Annotated in this window: 17 protein-coding genes; 11 read left to right on the forward strand and 6 right to left on the reverse strand. The window is 45.7% G+C overall.

Going from position 1 to position 17169, the window contains the following annotated elements:
- Window positions 1-134 precede the first annotated feature (134 nt).
- Complete coding sequence (locus ITG12_RS11575; protein ID WP_038881534.1) at window positions 135-2621, forward strand: EAL domain-containing protein; 2487 nt, start codon at window positions 135-137, stop codon at window positions 2619-2621.
- Window positions 2622-2731: 110 nt separating this feature from the next.
- Here the strand turns inward: ITG12_RS11575 and ITG12_RS11580 are convergent, their stop codons facing one another.
- Both ITG12_RS11580 and ITG12_RS11585 read right to left on the reverse strand, forming a co-directional pair.
- On the reverse strand, window positions 2732-3328 hold the full coding sequence (locus ITG12_RS11580; RefSeq protein ID WP_038881532.1) for a tRNA-uridine aminocarboxypropyltransferase: 597 nt from the start codon (window positions 3326-3328) through the stop codon (window positions 2732-2734).
- Window positions 3328-4878, reverse strand: coding sequence for a membrane protein (locus ITG12_RS11585; RefSeq protein ID WP_038881530.1), 1551 nt, complete (start codon window positions 4876-4878; stop codon window positions 3328-3330). The genes ITG12_RS11580 and ITG12_RS11585 overlap by 1 nt, the downstream gene beginning before the upstream one ends.
- 41 nt (window positions 4879-4919) lie before the next feature.
- Between ITG12_RS11585 and ITG12_RS11590 the strand changes: the two genes are divergently transcribed.
- Window positions 4920-5390 carry an EVE domain-containing protein gene (locus tag ITG12_RS11590; protein ID WP_038881527.1) on the forward strand — a complete coding sequence of 157 codons (471 nt, stop codon included), beginning with the start codon at window positions 4920-4922 and terminating at the stop codon, window positions 5388-5390.
- A 69-nt stretch (window positions 5391-5459) separates the two neighbouring features.
- On the opposite strand, the gene ITG12_RS11595 is transcribed toward ITG12_RS11590, so the two are convergent.
- On the reverse strand, window positions 5460-6284 hold the full coding sequence (locus tag ITG12_RS11595) for a Cof-type HAD-IIB family hydrolase (RefSeq protein WP_005438534.1): 825 nt from the start codon (window positions 6282-6284) through the stop codon (window positions 5460-5462).
- A gap of 159 nt (window positions 6285-6443) precedes the next feature.
- Window positions 6444-7433 (reverse strand): alpha/beta fold hydrolase, encoded by a 990-nt coding sequence (locus tag ITG12_RS11600; RefSeq protein WP_038881525.1) that lies wholly within the window; start codon window positions 7431-7433, stop codon window positions 6444-6446.
- 65 nt (window positions 7434-7498) lie between these two features.
- Here ITG12_RS11600 and rhtB point away from each other — a divergent pair, with 65 nt between their 5' ends.
- From rhtB to arsJ, 6 genes are all read left to right on the forward strand, one after another.
- Window positions 7499-8113: a homoserine/homoserine lactone efflux protein gene (rhtB, locus tag ITG12_RS11605; RefSeq protein ID WP_038881523.1), complete on the forward strand. Its 615-nt coding sequence runs from the start codon at window positions 7499-7501 to the stop codon at window positions 8111-8113.
- Between the two features lie 28 nt (window positions 8114-8141).
- The gene (locus tag ITG12_RS11610) at window positions 8142-9365 is read left to right on the forward strand and encodes an EAL and HDOD domain-containing protein (protein WP_038872529.1); all 1224 of its coding nucleotides are present in this window, start codon (window positions 8142-8144) and stop codon (window positions 9363-9365) included.
- 102 nt (window positions 9366-9467) lie between these two features.
- The gene (locus ITG12_RS11615) at window positions 9468-9803 is read left to right on the forward strand and encodes a metalloregulator ArsR/SmtB family transcription factor (RefSeq protein ID WP_038881521.1); all 336 of its coding nucleotides are present in this window, start codon (window positions 9468-9470) and stop codon (window positions 9801-9803) included.
- A gap of 27 nt (window positions 9804-9830) precedes the next feature.
- Complete coding sequence (locus tag ITG12_RS11620) at window positions 9831-10832, forward strand: ArsJ-associated glyceraldehyde-3-phosphate dehydrogenase (protein ID WP_248873089.1); 1002 nt, start codon at window positions 9831-9833, stop codon at window positions 10830-10832.
- A gap of 11 nt (window positions 10833-10843) precedes the next feature.
- Window positions 10844-11338, forward strand: coding sequence for a cyclin-dependent kinase inhibitor 3 family protein (locus tag ITG12_RS11625; RefSeq protein ID WP_038881516.1), 495 nt, complete (start codon window positions 10844-10846; stop codon window positions 11336-11338).
- A gap of 258 nt (window positions 11339-11596) precedes the next feature.
- Window positions 11597-12814, forward strand: a complete 1218-nt coding sequence (gene arsJ / locus ITG12_RS11630; RefSeq protein ID WP_020197735.1) for an organoarsenical effux MFS transporter ArsJ — start codon at window positions 11597-11599, stop codon at window positions 12812-12814.
- A gap of 90 nt (window positions 12815-12904) precedes the next feature.
- On the opposite strand, the gene ITG12_RS11635 is transcribed toward arsJ, so the two are convergent.
- Window positions 12905-13285, reverse strand: coding sequence for a cystatin domain-containing protein (locus ITG12_RS11635; protein ID WP_009705158.1), 381 nt, complete (start codon window positions 13283-13285; stop codon window positions 12905-12907).
- A 250-nt stretch (window positions 13286-13535) separates the two neighbouring features.
- Between ITG12_RS11635 and ITG12_RS11640 the strand changes: the two genes are divergently transcribed.
- Window positions 13536-14549 (forward strand): acyltransferase family protein, encoded by a 1014-nt coding sequence (locus ITG12_RS11640; RefSeq protein WP_038874577.1) that lies wholly within the window; start codon window positions 13536-13538, stop codon window positions 14547-14549.
- A 1-nt stretch (window position 14550) separates the two neighbouring features.
- Here ITG12_RS11640 and ITG12_RS11645 read toward each other — a convergent pair whose 3' ends face one another.
- A complete protein-coding gene (locus tag ITG12_RS11645; RefSeq protein WP_038872539.1) occupies window positions 14551-14880 on the reverse strand; it encodes a DUF2500 domain-containing protein in 330 nt (109 codons plus the stop codon).
- A gap of 241 nt (window positions 14881-15121) precedes the next feature.
- Here ITG12_RS11645 and ITG12_RS11650 point away from each other — a divergent pair, with 241 nt between their 5' ends.
- Both ITG12_RS11650 and ITG12_RS11655 read left to right on the forward strand, forming a co-directional pair.
- The gene (locus ITG12_RS11650) at window positions 15122-15487 is read left to right on the forward strand and encodes a hypothetical protein (protein ID WP_005430355.1); all 366 of its coding nucleotides are present in this window, start codon (window positions 15122-15124) and stop codon (window positions 15485-15487) included.
- A gap of 1020 nt (window positions 15488-16507) precedes the next feature.
- On the forward strand, window positions 16508-17128 hold the full coding sequence (locus ITG12_RS11655; protein WP_038872542.1) for a lysoplasmalogenase: 621 nt from the start codon (window positions 16508-16510) through the stop codon (window positions 17126-17128).
- Window positions 17129-17169: the final 41 nt, after the last annotated feature.

Genomic DNA, 17169 nt, shown 5'->3' on the forward strand with positions numbered 1-17169 from the left:
TTTCGCATTAATCCATTCAATCTTAATTCTGACCCTAGAAAAGCCGCCTAAAGCCACGTAAATTACTCTCATCAAAGTAAAATAATAAAACCACTTTCATGTGGTGTGGCTTGATGACGGCAGTGGTAGGGTAAATGCGAGCATTCTCTCAACTGGTTCAAAATGTGGATCAGCTTAATGACTTTTTAGTCACTTCTCAGTGTTGTGCAGATAAACGTTATCTGGTGCAGCTCTTATCCACCCAATCACGCGACTCCGCCGTCTCGCTCGCACGGGCAATACTCGAAAGATTACCCAACATGCACATCATAGGTCACAGCACTCGTCACGTTATCTTGGAAGGTGAAATCATTAACCATGGCTGCTTAGTGTGTGTGATGGAGTTTGAGCAAACCACGCTCACGTCTGCGGTTCAGCATTATTCCTTCTCGCCAGATATCGATGGCTACGATCTCAAGCAAGCTTTACAGCTACAAGATAACTCCAAAGCCATTATTAGCTTTTCTGTCCAAATCGAACGCCGTGATTATCCGGTGTATCGCGTATTTGATGCCGACGGTCCGAAGGTTTCTGGCGGCTTGGCTCAAACCATCGATGACGGCTGTTGGGTTCTGCATCAAGACCAAGTTTATGACGAAGCGGTTGTCGCGGTTGCCTTGCACAGCGATACCTTGAAAACATGGACGAGTGCATATTCTGAGTGGAACCCAATCGGCATGCCGCATAAGGTTACTCACGCCAAAGGGACGCGTTTGTATCGCTTGGGCGAGCGTAAAGCGCTGGAAGTGTACAAACATTACCTTGCTGATGGGCACGACCTGACGCTTAATCAACTGCTGAATTTCCCACTTTATCGAGAATCCATTGGGCGCAAAGAGGTGTGTGCCGTGACGGAAATCCATCCCGACGGCAGCATGAGCTTTGATCGCCCTTGGTGTTTAGGTGATGAAGTGCAGTTTTGTTACAACCATCCTTCGTTAACGCTTGAGCAAGTTCGCCATGGGGTAGTGGAGCTTTCCATGCATCAGCCTGAAGCAGTGATGATTTATAACTGCGCATCGAGACTTGATTTTATTGATAGCAGCGATGAAGTCCGCGCCTTCACGGACATTTCCCACACGTCGGGCAGTTACTGCATGGGCGAGTTGTACGGCGAGAATCACCAACAAGAAATTCTGCACCATAGCCTGACTTACTTGGCGATGCGAGAAGGGGATGAAGTTACCGCGCTTAACATGCCACAGCAAGAAGTGAGCACTTCTATCTCTCCCTTGTTTAGTCTGATTCGCAATGCGATTGGCGATCTAAACAACATGAATACTCACATGGGCTATCAACTCGACCGCCAAGCGAAAAAGCTAGAACAGAGCTTCCGCCGAGATAGTCGTACAGGATTACAAAATCGCGTTGCGTTGCAAGAGCGTTTGATCAGCATTGATACCGATGAGCATTTACTGACACTTAAACTGCTTAACTTTAGCCATATCAACGAAAAGTACGGCTATCGCGTTGGCGACCAACTGTTGAAAGACTTGTCGATGCACTTCAGCAATCGCCTACGTAAACGCCTTGGTAAACCGGCTGCGCTGCAACTTTATAGCATTGGTGTTGGTGAGTGGGCGTTCTTATTTAAAGCTGACACCAGCAGTGAAGCAATCAAGCAACACTTCACTCGCTTTGCTGACGCAGTAGAGCAAACCAATTTTGAGCCAAGTGGCTTGCGGGACATTGATTACCTTTCGATCTCATTGTGTGGTGGCTTAGTTAGCCGCCGTGACTTTCCAAATGCCTCTCCAGATGAGCTACTACTAAAAGGCATCGAGGCGCGAAGAGCTGGGGTGCGAAGTAATACTCACATCTGTAACGCCAAAGATATTGAGATCAATGAAGATGTGCGAAAAGAGCAGTTGGGTTGGCTGAGCTGTGTGAGTCGTGCCATCCTCAAGCAGAACATCATCACCTACAGTCAGCCAATTGTGCATGCCTATAGCCATCGTCCCGCGAGCCAAGAGTGTTTGGTACGCATTATGGAAGAGGATGGCAGCATCATTGCGCCGGGGCGTTTCTTACCCATCATTTCTGATACGCATTTGTACACGCGTTTGAGCCGTCACATGATTCGCTCGACGCTCAACTACATGCAAGACCAGCATGGTGACTTCTCAATTAACTTGTCGCCTCAGGATCTACTCAGCGATAAAACCTTGATGTTGCTTGAACATGCTATTACCCAACTTAACGACCCAAGACGGATTGGTTTAGAAGTGTTGGAATCAGAGCAAATCAAAGATTATGGACGAATGATTGAGGTGTGCAGCCACTTTAGAAGCCTAGGCGCGCGCATCATTGTTGACGACTTTGGTTCGGGGTATTCCAATATTGATGAGATCCTCAAATTAGAGCCAGAAGTAATTAAGCTCGATGGCAGTTTGATTCGCTACATCGACAAAGACCAAAAGCAGCGCAAGATTGCCTCGCAGTTGGTGCGTTTGTGTCAGGTGTTTAACGCTAAGACTGTCGCTGAGTTCGTGCACAACAAAGAGGTGTGCGACATTGCGCAGGACATGGGGGTGGACTATCTGCAAGGTTATTATTTGGGTGAACCGACACGTTTGTTTTAATGTAGCTTTGCTCTAATTGAGCTTAAGAGCTCTAAAGTTTTGTTTCACGTGAAACAGCATCCAATAAAAAACGCAGCGTTAGAGCTGCGTTTTTTTGATTCTTAAGAATGTTAGGCTTTGAACTCGTGACCACTTTTCTCGGCTTGGAAACGAGGAAGGTATTGCTCGAAGAAGTTCAGCATCTGTTTCTGATTTTGCTCTTCACCGAGTTGCCCGAGCAATTGGGCAGCCACTTCAAAGGTACATAGATTACCTTCTTGCTGGTTGCGACGCAGTTGATATTGGGAATCTGCTTGAGTGGCTAAGCCCATCATAGCGACGCCCTCTAGCCAACGGCTTTTATTGATCATCTTGCGCGCCTCTTGCCAAGTCGCATCAAGAATGATGTACAGCGGTCGTCTGCTTTGCTCGTTAGTTTGTTGCTGCACTTGTTCAAGTGTCAGGCTCTCTTCACTTGGGAATAGCAGTACTGGCAGTAGGCTTGGATTCGCTAGCGTTTCTAATAACTCCGCTGGTGGTGTTTTTCGGTCCCAAACGACTTGAGTGACATTCAGTTGGCACTGGGCGAGCAGTTTGCCAGTGTTGGTATCGCGCGTCAGTTCATTAGGGTGCATTAACAGCATCAGCGAGTGTTCACTGCTTAACTTAGGCAGCAGTGAACAGATGCAGTTGAACTGGAAGCCACAATGTGGACAAGGCTGCGCCATTACAAGCGCACTCCATCACGAACAGGGCTGATGCCATCTGAGAACAGACGCACTCCGCTGACTTGTTCTTTGCTCGCTTTTGGCGCCAAGCTTGGGTTGATTGGGTAGCTTACGCCTGTGTATTGCATCACGTATTGCCCCGGCGTTGCGCCGCCTCCGCTGACATTGAAAATCAGGTCACGCCAGCCGTGCGAGGTTTGTTGACCAAGCATAATTGGGCTTTGTACTAGCGTCATACGGCTGTTGAAGCGCCACTCTTTCTCGTAGTTTTCGAAGACGAGTAGAGTACAACCGCCAGAGCCACACCAATCAAGTTGCACCAGTAATTCTTCATCACCATCGCCATTCAGATCGTAGGTCAGCCAACGGTATTGGTTATTGCTTGGGTTGGTTTGATTAATGAAAAAGTAGTTACGTACCGCCGCATCCACTTTTGAATTAAATTCGGCACTGGATGGCACATCAGCTGCACCAATTGGATCGTTGTTGCGCTCGGCTGCTGGTTGTTCTGTGCCTGAGTGACGCATTGTTGCTGGATATAGCACTAAACCGCCATCGGCAATGGGATAAACCAAATTGCCCACTTTCTCTTTGACTGCTTTCAGCTGGTTGCCTTCGCGAGTAAATAGGCGCTCGGTCATTAAGCGTTGTTGCTGGTGGTGAGTCATCAATACTTGAACTTGCGATGGGCTCAGTTGTTGCCAGTAGCCGCGTTCAATCAATGGGGGTTGCCCGTCTGAATAGCTGTATTTGGTTGTCGCACTGTGGTCGCTGTTAAGTGTCATTTGTACTTCAAACCCTTGCGACTGGGTTGACGTTGCTACGTAAGTGTTCACCCACTCGAGTGTTGAATCTACGTTGGCCGCCATACCGCAGCCTTGGTAGGTTTTATCGTCATGCGCTAGTGTCGCTTTCCAGCCGTAGAGAGAGTTGCTCATGGTGTCTGAACACAAGTTCTCGGTCATGCGCAGTTCGCCGTCATCCAGTTGGTAAGTACGCTGACGAGGTTGTAATTTACTGCTGTCGATTTTTAGCGTTTGTGTCGACTTGCCCATTTTCTGGAACTTGAGTGTGTTGCCTTCAAAGCTGGCAGCCCAAGACGGTTCATTACCAAATACGCGAGTAGGTTTGCTGGTCTGTTTGCAGCGATGCGGATTTTCTGTGGTGAGGAAGTTCACCTGCTCAACCACAAAGTTAGCATCGAAATCTGCAGAAAAACCGTCGACGCCTGGTGGATTGAGGTGACCAATCACTTCACCATACATGGTTTGATAAGGTTCGTTAGTGATGGCCACTGCACGTTGGATTTGTTGTGGTGACAGTTGCAGCCAGTATTGTTTGTCGCTGCCACAAGGTGTGATGTACTGGCTTTCATGCCCAATCACGACTTCACCACGCAGCATAAAGGTTTGAGGTAAGATGGTTTCTGGCTTATCTAAGGACGCAGGCGGAGTGGTTGGTGTGTCTGCATCGGACTGCTGTGGTTGTATGCTACATGCTTGCAGGACCAGCAGTGTGGCTAATGCCACTGGGTTTTTCAAAGCCTTCATGTTATATCTTCCTCATTACTCAATCTGCATCGGATGGCATTATGGCATATTGGTTATTTAAAACAGAACCAGATACCTTTTCTATTGACACGCTTCGAACCCAAAAGGTTTCATGTTGGGAGGGAGTTCGTAATTATCAGGCGCGTAATATGGTGCGCGACCAAGTTAAATTGGGTGACTTGGTGCTGATTTACCATTCCTCTTGCAAGAACGTAGGAGTGGCAGGTATTGCCAAAGTGACTCGTGAAGCGTATCCCGATCATTTTCAGTTTGACCTAGAGAGTGATTATTACGACCCGAAATCCGACCCAGAAAATCCGCGTTGGATAATGGTGGATATTGAGTTTGTGCGTAAGACTGAACGCTTGATTCCGTTGTCGGTCATGAAGGCGATGCCAGAGCTAGAAAACATGCCATTAGTGAAACGCGGCAATCGCTTATCGATCATGCCGGTGAGCGAAGAAGAGTGGCAAGCAATCCTCGGTAAAGAGAAGTTGCCGAGTCAGCGATAAAAGAAAAGGGCTGCATAGTGCAGCCCTCTGTGATTTTGCCGATAACCTGCTGTTGGTAGCCAATACAGGTTATAGCAGATGATCTTGCAGGTAGTGTGCAACCGCATCGTCGGCGTTGCTGCCGATCACTTCATTGTTTGGTAGTGCTTTCATCACTTTCTCGTGAGAGGTGCCCATCACCAAACCTTTACCCGCCATCGATAGCATTTCTACGTCGTTCATGCCGTCACCAAACGCAATGGTGTTTTCTAGTGTCAAACCAATTGATTCTGCTACTGCTTTTAGAGCGTCACCTTTAGAAACACCCGCACTCATTACTTCCAGACACCAAGGTGTTGAGAATGCGATGTTTAGTCGATCGCCAAACTGTTCACGCAGCTTCGTTTCGAAGGTAACAAGGTGTTCATGGTCTTGCGCTGGGTGGGTGAAGAACACTTTTGCAATGCCGTCAGTTGGCGCATTGTCTTGGTCGTACAACTTGTAAGTGAACTCTTCGTGGAAATCACGCAGTTGTTCGTCGTCTTTGTTCAGCAACCAGTCGTCGTTTTGGTACATGTGGATAAGTATTTCAGGATCCGTTTTGATCGTGTCGATCACCGGCTGCACCAAATCTTCTGGTACGTTCTGGCTGTACATCTCTTGATCATTCTGGTCGTGCACACGAGCGCCGTTTGAAGTGATCATATAAGCCGGAATACCTACCGTGCGACGAATGCTTGCGACGTCTACGTGGTGGCGACCAGTTGCAAAGACAAATGTGTAGCCTTGTTCATGCAGCGCTTTGAGCGTCTCTTTCGAGTAAGCGCTTAGCTGGTGGTTTGGTGCGAGTAAAGTGCCATCCAGATCTGAGGCAACGATTTTAGTGATCTCTTTGCAAGGTAGCGATGTGCTCATGAAGCCCTCGTAAACGGTTCGGATAGAGTAGAACAACGGAGCGCAGTAGATTGACTAGGTCGTACTGCTCCGAGTGCGGGGAACATGATGAAGTTTACGCCAAAATAAGGAGGAAAAAGAGGGTAAATCGCAGACCTCGTATTTCCTCTTTAATTCATTTTATGCGCTTTGAGCATGCATAAAGGAAAAGACAGCGTCCAGAGCTTGGTTACGATACTGGTCTTTTTCGAACAAAATTTCGTGCTCTGCACCAGCAATCGAAACTAGGCTGGCATTGGGGTTGGTCTTACTTAGTTTGTCGATAAAGCGTTGCTGCGCGGCGTTACTCACGATGCGATCGTTACCTGACTGAACCAATAAAACCGGAACTTTAATTTGGCGTGTCAGCAAAATACATTGCTTAGCAGCCATTAACCCTTGCCATACCCAACGTGTGCTTGGCCCCCCGACTTGCAGTTCGGGCTTGTCGTTGTATAAACCACGGAACCAATGATAGCGATCGTAGCTTTGGCTAAGGGGGTTATCTTCAAACGGTTTTGTGTAATACGCTTTATGTCCCGGAGCATAGCTAGGCTTTGTCGAAACTGCCGCTAAGATTTGGCTGACCGGAATCGCGATAGGGCTGAGATACCAAGGTAGGTTGATACCAAACATTGGGGAACTCAGAATCAAACCATCAAAGTTGTGTTCTGGATGCGTTTGCAGATAGCGCGTGGCGATCGCACCGCCCATAGAGTGGGCAATGATAAAACGCTGTTGGTATCCGCTTAAATCAAGCTGCTGCAGCACCAATTCCATATCTTCAATGTAATCATTAAAGTCATAGACGTGACCCATGTCTGAGTCTGGAATTAGGCGATCTGATAAACCTTGTCCTCGATGGTCAAACGAATACACGTCATAACCTTGTCGATATAGGTCATAGAACAGTTCTTGGTATTTCCAGGAAGCTTCAATGCGACCGTTAACGATCAGCACGGCTTTTGTGTGCTCAGGGTTGGTGAGTTTGCACCAGTAGATTTTCTTTTTCTCTGTCCCTTTTACAAAGCCTTCTTGGCGTTCTTGCCAAAGTGCTGCGATTGGACCACCTATTGCTTGCTCAAATAAAGTCTCTTGAGTATAAGTCAAAGGTGAATGGTTAATAGCCATTAGTCGATTACCTAAAGATACGTTGTTACCGCGACGTATCATCGAAGAATTATTGAGGAAATGCAATGGATACCCATGTTTGGTTAGCCTATGTGGTAACAGCAATTGTTTTTAGTCTGGCTCCGGGATCTGGTACCGTCAACTCAATCAGTAATGGTCTGAGTTACGGCACGCGTAAGTCATTGGGTGCTATCGTTGGTTTACAGATTGGTTTGGCAATTCATATTGCTTTGGTTGGCGCTGGCATTGGTGCTTTAGTCGCGCAATCGGCAACTGCATTTACTGTGATCAAATGGGTTGGTGCAGCTTACCTTGTGTGGCTTGGCATTCAAAAGTGGCGTGATACATCCGGCTTGGTTGCGACCGAAAGTCACCAAACCATGTCAGGTACCTCTCTGTTGTACAAAGCCATTCTTATCAACCTGACTAACCCGAAATCGATCGTATTCTTGGTGGCACTGTTTCCACAATTTATTGACCCAGCGAAAGACCAACTGACTCAGCTGTTGGTTTTGGGTGTGACCACAGTGACCATTGATGCGTTTGTGATGCTGGGTTACACCAGTTTAGCCGCACAAATGGGGCGTTTTATTCGCTCAGATAAGATCATGGGCAAAATTAATAAAGTATTCGGTTCAATGTTCATGGTATGTGGTGCATTATTAGCGGCAGCTAAGTAATAAGTTATAAAAAGCACAATAATTTCGAATGAAAAATGCGTATGTCGCCCGCCAGCCTATCTTTAATCGAAAAAGACAGACGCTGGGATATGAGTTGTTGTTCCGTGATGGTGAAAGTAATGCCTATCCTGCACACATCGATTCAAACAGGGCGACATACCGATTGATAGTAGAGAACTTTCTCTCTGTCGGAACCAATCCTCTGATTGCATCTTCACGATGCTTCATCAATTTTCCTCACCAAAGTTTGCTGCGTCGGCTGCCAAGAAGCTTGCCGAAAAACAAAATCGTGGTTGAGGTACTCGAAACCTGCCAACCAACCGATGAGCTGCTTGAAGCCATTCGCGAACTGTACCGTGAAGGCTATTTGATTGCGCTTGATGACTTCACGTTGACTGACGAATGGCGTCGTTTCTTACCATATGTCCATATCGTGAAACTCGATATCATGGCGATGGGGCTAAAAAAGGCATGCGACTTAGTTAAGAAGCACACTAAAAAGCGCACCAAATACCATTTCTTAGCTGAGCGAGTAGAAACCGAAGCTGAGTTTGAAGCGACCAAAGAGGCAGGCTTTAAATTCTTCCAAGGCTACTTCTTCAGTAAGCCAGAAGTGATGCAGACTAAATACGTGAGCCCCGAGCAAGTTCTGGCGCTTAAGTTATTTAGAGAAGTGTGTGTTCCCGATCCTGACTTCGACCGGATTGAAAACATCATTACCCAAGATGTCACGCTGTCGTACAAGCTACTGCGTTTTGTGAATACGCAATCGACCACGTTAGAAGTGACCATCACTTCATTCCGTCAAGCGTTGATTTATTTGGGGCAAGAGAAACTCAAAATGTTTGTCTCGTTAGTGGTAGCGTCTTATATCTCCAGCACGAAACCGCGCGAGTTATATAACTTGTCTCTACAAAGAGCACAATTCTGCGAGGCCATGTCGCGTTATCGACCTCTTTCGCATCTCAACGAGCAGGGTTTTATGGTTGGCTTGTTATCGATTCTCGATGCCATGCTCGATTTGTCTGTCGAATCTTTAGTTGGGCAGTTGCCGTTAAGTCCTTCCGTGCAGCAAGCTTTGTTGCATCGCCAAGGTGAATACGGTGCGTTACTGGCAATTGAAGAGTGCTACGAGCGTGCAGACTGGGCGGGCGTGGAGCAATTCTCTCAGCAGCTTGGGCTTTCTGTCGATGATGTGAAGTCTGAACTTGGCGAAGCCGTGCGCTGGAGTCAGACCTTTTCTGGCGCCTAATCTGATCAAATATTAAACTTTTATTACAGTCGAGCACGATCGCTTGACGGCATCCTATTTTTAAATAAATATATGCGCATATCCATATATAGGTATGTAGCTATGCTTCCACATCAGTTCTTCAAACTTCTTTCCGACGAGACTCGTGTGCGTTGCTTAATGCTGGTGGTTCGTGAAGGGGAAACCTGTGTTGGTGATTTAGCCCATGCGCTGCAAGAAAGCCAACCAAAGATTTCTCGCCATCTGGCTCAGCTAAGATTAAATGGTATTTTAGTTGATAAACGCCAGGGGCAATGGGTGTACTACGAGCTGTCAGATCAATTACCGGGATGGATGCAAAAATTGATTGATGACTTGGTGGCCTCGAACTGCTTAAAGCAAGAGTACCAAGACGATATTTCACGTTTGCAAGACAAAGCTCGTGCAGCGTGCTGTTAACCAGCGAAAGCTTAAAGGTAGAAGATTATGACGATTAAAGTAGGTATTAACGGTTTCGGTCGAATTGGTCGTTTGGCATTACGCGCAGCGTTTAATTGGCCAGAGCTAGAGTTCGTACACATCAACGATGTAGCGGGTGATGCTGCGACTCTTGGCCACTTACTTGAGTTCGATTCAGTTCAAGGTCGTTGGAACCATGCAGTGCAAGTTGAAGGCACAGACATGGTGATCAACGGTAAGCGCATTACGGCTTCACAAGAGCGTGATATCGATGCTGTGAACTGGGGTCAATGTGATGTTGTGATTGAAGCAACGGGCGTTCATCGCAAAACCTCATTCCTAAACAAATACCTGGAACAAGGCGTAAAACGTGTTGTTGTTAGCGCACCAGTAAAAGAAGACGGCGTAGCTAACATCGTAGTGGGTGTGAACGACCACATCTTCGACCCTGCTCAGCACCGCATCGTAACCGCAGCGTCTTGTACAACGAACTGTATTGCACCAGTAGTGAAAGTGATTCACGAGAAACTGGGCATTGAACAATCGTCATTCACAACGATTCACGATTTAACTAACACACAAACGATTCTGGATGCGCCGCACAAAGACCTACGTCGTGCACGTGCATGTGGCATGAGCCTGATCCCAACCACAACGGGCAGTGCAAAAGCGATTGTTGAAATCTTCCCTGAGTTGAAAGACAAGATTAACGGTCACGCGGTTCGTGTTCCTCTAGCAAACGCCTCACTTACTGACATCATTTTTGATGTGAAACGTGATACCACGGCAGAAGAGGTTAATGCACTACTGAAAGAAGCTTCTGAAGGCGAGCTAAAAGGCATCCTTGGCTTTGAAGAGCGTCCGTTGGTTTCTATCGATTACAAAGGCGACCAACGTTCAACGATCGTTGATGCGCAATCAACCATGGTTGTGGGTTCTCGTATGGTGAAGATTTACGCTTGGTACGATAACGAAATGGGTTACGCGACGCGTACTGCAGAATTGGTTCGTAACGTTGGTATGGCATAAGGAGTTTTAAGATGTCTCATCCTACATGGCAATTAGATTTAGAAACGGGCGCTTTGGTACTGACTCCATGTCCTGGTACTAAAGGTGTTGAACTGCAAGCTTCGCTAGAGCAACTAAAAGCGCAAGGCGTAGAAGCGATTGTTACTGCTCTGGATAATGCTGAACTAGCAGCAAAAGACGTGTCTGCGTTGGGTGAATTGACTCAACAACTGGGCATGAAATGGTTCCAAATTGAGATTGAAGATGACTGTGCTCCGGGCGAAGAGTTCGCGGCAAAATGGTCACAAGCGAGTCCTGAACTGCATGCGATTCTAGCTCAAGGTGGCAAGGTTGCAATGCACTGTATGGGTGGCTCTGGTCGCACAGGTTTGTTCGCTGCGCACCTACTGCTAGAGAAAGATTGGGCGCTAGAAGACATCGTACGTGAAGTGCAAGCGCTGCGTCCTGGTGCTTTCACAAAGCCAGTACAAGTTGAGTACATCGAGCGTGTGGCTCAAAACGCTTGATCAGCTTATCGGGCTTTTGGAACATCATGATCTAAAAGCTCTCTTTATGCCGTAATGGCTTACCAATTTATGTGATTCTTGCTTACTGATGTTATGTTTAACTCATTGTTTATTCATGAATAATATTTAAACTCCTCATCAGTTCTTGTTTCACAATTTAGCGCCAGTACTGAGATGGCTCAATGCTGGTGTTCAGGTCATAGAGCATTTGGAACATCATGATCTAAATGCTCTAAACGCTGTACATCTGAGGTCGTTATGATTTCAAAACTAAGTAAAAGTATCCGTCAGTATATGCTGGTGACGTTCAACTATTGGAACTTCACTGTGACGGATGGTGCACTCCGTATGCTGGTGGTGCTTTACTTCCATGACTTAGGCTACTCAAGCTTAGCCATTGCTTCGCTGTTCCTTTTCTATGAATTTTTTGGCGTAGTGACCAACTTGGTTGGTGGCTGGCTAGGTGCTCGACTTGGTTTGAACAAAACCATGAACGTCGGCTTAGGGATGCAGATTTTTGCCTTGCTGATGTTGGCAGTGCCCAATGCTTGGTTGACCATTCCTTGGGTAATGGCGGCGCAGGCAATTTCAGGTATTGCCAAAGACTTAAATAAGATGAGTGCCAAGAGCGCGATCAAAACTTTGGTGCCAGACGAGCAGCAAGGTGCACTTTATAAGTGGGTTGCGATCTTAACGGGCTCGAAGAATGCGCTGAAAGGTGCGGGTTTCTTTGTTGGTGGTTTGTTGCTGTCGGCGTTTGGTTTCCAAACTTCGATGGTCATCATGGCAAGTGTGCTGGCTGTTGTGTTTGTATGCAGCTTGATCTGGCTAGAAGCGGATATGGGTAAGGCGAAGAGCAAACCTAAGTTCCGTCAAATTTTCTCTAAGTCAGAATCGGTGAACATTCTTTCCGCTGCACGTATGTTCCTATTTGGCGCTCGTGATGTGTGGTTTGTTGTTGCTCTTCCGATTTACCTTGGCAGCGTGTTTGGTTGGGATCACCTGATGGTAGGCGGCTTCCTTGCTGCTTGGGTGATTGCTTACGGATTCGTTCAAGGTTTTGCGCCTCGTATTACCGGCAAAGCGCAAGGTCGAGTGCCAGATGGTAGCGCGGCATTAATTTGGGCAGGTATTCTAGCCGTCATCACTGGTGCGATTGCTTATGGCGTGCAAATCGGCTGGCAGCCAGAGCTTGTTATTGTCGTGGGCTTGATGATTTTCGGCGCTGTGTTCGCAGTGAATTCATCTCTGCATTCTTACCTGATTGTTAGTTATGCGAAAGGCGATGGAGTATCACTGGATGTTGGCTTCTACTATATGGCGAATGCGATGGGACGTTTGATCGGTACGGTTCTGTCTGGTTGGATTTACCAAGAAGCGGGTCTAGCGGCATGTCTGTGGGTGTCATTTGCTTTCTTAGCACTAACAACGCTAATTTCTATCAAGCTACCAAAGGCCAAAGTGGCTACGGCTTAAATCGGCTTACGACTTAGAAATAAAAAATGGCTCCGCTTTGGGAGCCATTTTTGTTTTTACGATTCAGTATCGCAAATCAGCAAGTCTTGCTTATGGGCAAAGACGACCTTGTTGTGCAGGTTGCGTCATTTCCATATCACCTTTCAGTGAGCGGTAAACGATGGTGTTCCATACTTCACCATTGTCCATTTCGAATTCAATGGCGTAGTTAAGACCATTCACCACTTGAGTTCGTACGCTTAAGATCTCTTTTAGCTTAGCTGCGGTGTTCATCTGACCAAGTACAAAGTCGAGTGCTTGCTGAGCTTCAGGTGTTACTTCACCTTGTGACCAGCCGCCAGCAAGGTTTTCAGCGCTGCAGATAGGGTTCGCTTCCGATTGCGATTGTGTTGGTGCCACGGTCTCTTCCTTTTGATTACATCCAGCTAAAGCCACTACACAAACCAGTGATGCTAATAATGTTTTCTTCATAAAGACCTCTCTTAATAATCTGTTCAGCATCCTAATGGAATAAATCGGTTAAATCTGTTTCATATCCGAGAAAGCTTAGGGCTGCTGATCTCATTTGTACAATGAGATTTGTGACTACCTATTTTGCAAATCAATGATATTGGCGCGTCATCGCTGAGTTAAAAATAAGCAAAAACAGATTGTTAACTATTTAACTGGATGAAAATTACCCTATGCTATAAACGTGAAGTCACTCAAAGTAGGTAAGGGTATGAGAGAAAGGGTTCTATTTTTCGACTTATTACGTTGTGTCGCTGCCATCGCAGTGATCGCGATTCATGTGCTAGCGCCATATCGTAATGAGTTGGGAGTGATTCCGTTTGACCAATGGTTGACGGCTGTCGGGGTAAACAGCGTGACTCGCTGGGCAGTACCTGTATTCATTTTGATTACTGGTGCTCTAATGCTCAGTGATACACGACCTTTTGATGCCAAGTACTACGTTAAACGGCGTTTAGGCAAAGTATTAGTACCTTTTCTTATTTGGTCGATGTTTTATGCCTACTTGTCGGGTTGGACAGCACAAGGCTTCGATTTTGAAACGGTTAAAGAAGTGGTGAGTAACAGTCCACATCACGCGACTTACTATCACCTCGGATTTTTCTATTACTTTATTCCGCTCTATTTTGTTATTCCGTTATTCCAATGGGTGGTGCGTAACTGCGATGATAACGTTCTCTATGCGTATCTTGCTGTTTGGCTGCTGACCAGCACTTTGTTCCTATTTAAGATTGATGGCCCTTGGAGCAATCAATACTGGCTTTACATGGGATATTTGCCGCTCGGCTATGTGCTGTTTAAGAGAGTGCCTCTTAATCGCACCACTGTCAGCATTTTTACTGGGCTTGGGCTCGTGGCGTTGGCGGTGACGTTTACCATGGTGGTGGCCAACAGTTTAGAAGCTGATAAATATACCGTAGGTCGTTGGTTTTCATACAAAACACTGAATGTGATTCTCGCAGCGTCTATGATCTTTATGCTGTGCCGCTACTTTGGTGAAGGTCTAACACCTAAAGTGCAAAAAGTGGTGAGCTTTATTAGTCAGCACAGCTTAGGAATTTATTTGTTGCACCCAATCTTCTTGTGGCCAATGAAAGCGTTTGGTTGGTATCAGGGACACCCAGCTTGGGTAATACCAGTTTGGATCGTTTTGAGTGGAGCTGGGGCCTTGGCGATGAGTTACTTGTTCTCTAAATCAGCCAAGACCCGTTGGCTATTACCTTAGATTAGCGTTTTAAGGCGAAGTGAAGGAATTTATCGCCACAGTAAGTCAGTGTGCCTTTATCACCAGGGTTTAAGGCGTGGTAATAGTGCACACCGATTTGAAACTCGCGTTTCGGGCCAATAGAGCCGCGCTGAACGTAAATCCAATATTCCTGATCGTCTTGTCCAGGTTCTGCTTCTGGTACTTCTATCGCTTGTTTATCGAGTATGGTGACTTGAGCGCTTTGTTCAGGCGCGTCTTCGCCAAAGTAGTGCTTGCTGTAGAAGCGAAAGAATACCCAAGCTCCGAGAGCAATCAGGGTGAATAGAGCCAAAATAAGTGAGATTGGCATGATAACCTCCAATGTTTCATTGGCATCTATTTTACAGAACTCCCTGATTAAACTATGAGTTGAGATAAATTATTCGTGATCTAGTAAAAGGGATGTAGGTTTTATTCGGCACACTTCACATTTTATATGCGTGCAAGAGCACAATTTAAAAGGAAATTTGCACTTAACGACTCGAAAAAACTCTGAATTTGTAGAAGAATGAAATGACAGACACAGGAAGGGTCAAGTAAGGAGGGTTACGATGTCAGATATTGAGAAAGTAGTCATGCGTACCCGAACGATCGAAAAACTTCTGCGTACTCAATACCACGCGGAAGGGAAAGGGTTGCATCAACTGATTACCAGTTGTGAAGAACGCTTACCGCATGATGTCGTTGCAAAACTGCGCTTTATTGCGACGGTCCGTAACAAAGTTGTCCACGAAGAGGATTATAAACTGGATGACAGAAAGGGTTTTCTTGCTGCATGCGATGCGTGTGAAAAGGAACTCACACCGAGAAGTTCACGCTTTATTTGGCGAGCTGCGATTTTGTTAATGGCCTTGATTACGCTTGCTGCACTCGGTTTTTACTACATGCATTGGGACATACTAGTTAAGCATCTGTAGACGGCAAAATTTGAATAATAAAAAAGGGACGCGAAAGCGTCCCTTTTTTATTGGAAACAGTAACTTAGTACATCATTGGTAGTGTCATTAAACCAACAACCACTGCAATCATTACCAGCCCTTGTTTTTGAGAAGAAGAAATCATAACACTACCCCTAAAATCATTGATGAACTCGATGTAAATAATATAGCACTGTTTTTGAGCTTTGATCAACTTCAAAGCGGAAAAGTTTTCAAAAATCGCACTTAACTAGGGTGTTTTTACCCTAAATTGACTAATAAAACTGTGTTTTTTGTGCTGCTCTTTAAATGTTCGACTTGTTGTTTTTGTCTTCTTTTTGTCTTTAAGTTGCTGATTTTATAGTGTTAAATATGAGTAATGTTATGATGAAATAGTGTTTCTTGTATCAGTGTGGATGTTGGTTGGCTATTTTTGCTGAATTTCTCAAAAGTTGAGAAAATTATGTTTTGTGTTAACGAGAGTCACTCTTGTAGACGTCTATTGTGCTCAACTTTTCCTATCTGATGAGAAAATCTCAATGCGATAAGGGGGTAGCTATAATCCATGCTAGTTAAGGTTGGGTTTTGATGGTTTTTCTTATCTATGCTTATTTATATCAGTTGCTTATGTGTTTTTGATTGAACTTTTATACTCTCAGATTATTGGGCTAATCACGGTTTGTATTGTTGGGAGGAGGCATTTTTGCCTTTCTGAGTGGTCAGAGGTGGTGGATCTGACTTTTGTGTTGGTTATTTGCCCGTAACGGTTGTATAGCGAACAAATTGATGGTTTGTTTTTCAATTTCTGAAGGTTAGAGTTCTGATGAAATTATCGATAACAAACAGATTCAGATAGCTCAGTTCAATGATTGTGAGAAAAACGATAATCAGTAATTGAGCCAGTTACGTTTACAAAATGTTGTGATTCGCTAGCGAGATCCAACTTTCGCTGATAATGCCTTTACATCAAGATTGGTCTACCTAGACTAGCGGCGAGATTACGTGAAAGGTGTATACGGCATGTGGAGTTGGTTAGCGATAGGGCTATCAGGGTTATATTCCGTGTTGGGGGCGAGACAAGCCAATCCAACGCAGTCTCTGGCATTTAAAATCTTTACTCTGTTGTTGCTTTTGATCTTAGCGTTGACTGAAGGTGCATCTGCAGTACCTACCTACTGGATCGCTGGTGGACTGTTGGTCTCTGTATTTGCCGATACACTGCATTCCTTTAAATCTCGCAAGCCACTCTACTTTGCGGGCTACTTACTCGCTCAAATCCTTTATAGCAAATCATTTTGGGTTCAGCTCAATGGGGAAATTGTTTGGTGGTTACTCGCATTGCTGCTTGCTGCTAGTGTTGTGGCGTTCTTCTTATTGCTACCACAGCTCGATTCCATGGTTTTTCCTGTTGTTATCATGGGCATCATGTTGGTTCAGCTTGCTTGGGCGGCGGGGGAAGTTTGGTTGCAAGTACCAAGTTTTGCTAATGCGCTTGGGTTTAGTGGCACCTTAGTTATGATCTATTCAGCCTTGGCGTATGCGATACATGGTTATCGTAAACCGATGAAACATGCCTATGTTTGGGTGAGTGGCAGTTATTTCTTGGCTCATGCATTAATCGTTGCATCTATCATTTACTAATTTAGGTCAAAGTAAGCGGTCAGGTTTTGCGTAAACTAGAC

The organism is Vibrio sp. ED002 (assembly GCF_023277445.1).
Taxonomy (GTDB): domain Bacteria; phylum Pseudomonadota; class Gammaproteobacteria; order Enterobacterales; family Vibrionaceae; genus Vibrio; species Vibrio jasicida.

Coding starts and splice junctions, on each gene's coding strand:
- ITG12_RS11575 (WP_038881534.1), top strand. CDS start 135: ATGCGAGCATTCTCTCAACTGGTTCAAAATGTGGATCAGCTTAATGAC.
- ITG12_RS11635 (WP_009705158.1), bottom strand. CDS start 13,285: ATGAAGAAAACATTATTAGCATCACTGGTTTGTGTAGTGGCTTTAGCT.
- ITG12_RS11640 (WP_038874577.1), top strand. CDS start 13,536: ATGAGAGAAAGGGTTCTATTTTTCGACTTATTACGTTGTGTCGCTGCC.
- ITG12_RS11610 (WP_038872529.1), top strand. CDS start 8,142: ATGAAAAATGCGTATGTCGCCCGCCAGCCTATCTTTAATCGAAAAAGA.
- ITG12_RS11645 (WP_038872539.1), bottom strand. CDS start 14,880: ATGCCAATCTCACTTATTTTGGCTCTATTCACCCTGATTGCTCTCGGA.
- ITG12_RS11585 (WP_038881530.1), bottom strand. CDS start 4,878: ATGAAGGCTTTGAAAAACCCAGTGGCATTAGCCACACTGCTGGTCCTG.
- rhtB (WP_038881523.1), top strand. CDS start 7,499: ATGGATACCCATGTTTGGTTAGCCTATGTGGTAACAGCAATTGTTTTT.
- ITG12_RS11650 (WP_005430355.1), top strand. CDS start 15,122: ATGTCAGATATTGAGAAAGTAGTCATGCGTACCCGAACGATCGAAAAA.
- ITG12_RS11580 (WP_038881532.1), bottom strand. CDS start 3,328: ATGGCGCAGCCTTGTCCACATTGTGGCTTCCAGTTCAACTGCATCTGT.
- ITG12_RS11600 (WP_038881525.1), bottom strand. CDS start 7,433: ATGGCTATTAACCATTCACCTTTGACTTATACTCAAGAGACTTTATTT.
- ITG12_RS11625 (WP_038881516.1), top strand. CDS start 10,844: ATGTCTCATCCTACATGGCAATTAGATTTAGAAACGGGCGCTTTGGTA.
- ITG12_RS11590 (WP_038881527.1), top strand. CDS start 4,920: ATGGCATATTGGTTATTTAAAACAGAACCAGATACCTTTTCTATTGAC.
- ITG12_RS11595 (WP_005438534.1), bottom strand. CDS start 6,284: ATGAGCACATCGCTACCTTGCAAAGAGATCACTAAAATCGTTGCCTCA.
- ITG12_RS11620 (WP_248873089.1), top strand. CDS start 9,831: ATGACGATTAAAGTAGGTATTAACGGTTTCGGTCGAATTGGTCGTTTG.
- ITG12_RS11655 (WP_038872542.1), top strand. CDS start 16,508: ATGTGGAGTTGGTTAGCGATAGGGCTATCAGGGTTATATTCCGTGTTG.
- ITG12_RS11615 (WP_038881521.1), top strand. CDS start 9,468: ATGCTTCCACATCAGTTCTTCAAACTTCTTTCCGACGAGACTCGTGTG.
- arsJ (WP_020197735.1), top strand. CDS start 11,597: ATGATTTCAAAACTAAGTAAAAGTATCCGTCAGTATATGCTGGTGACG.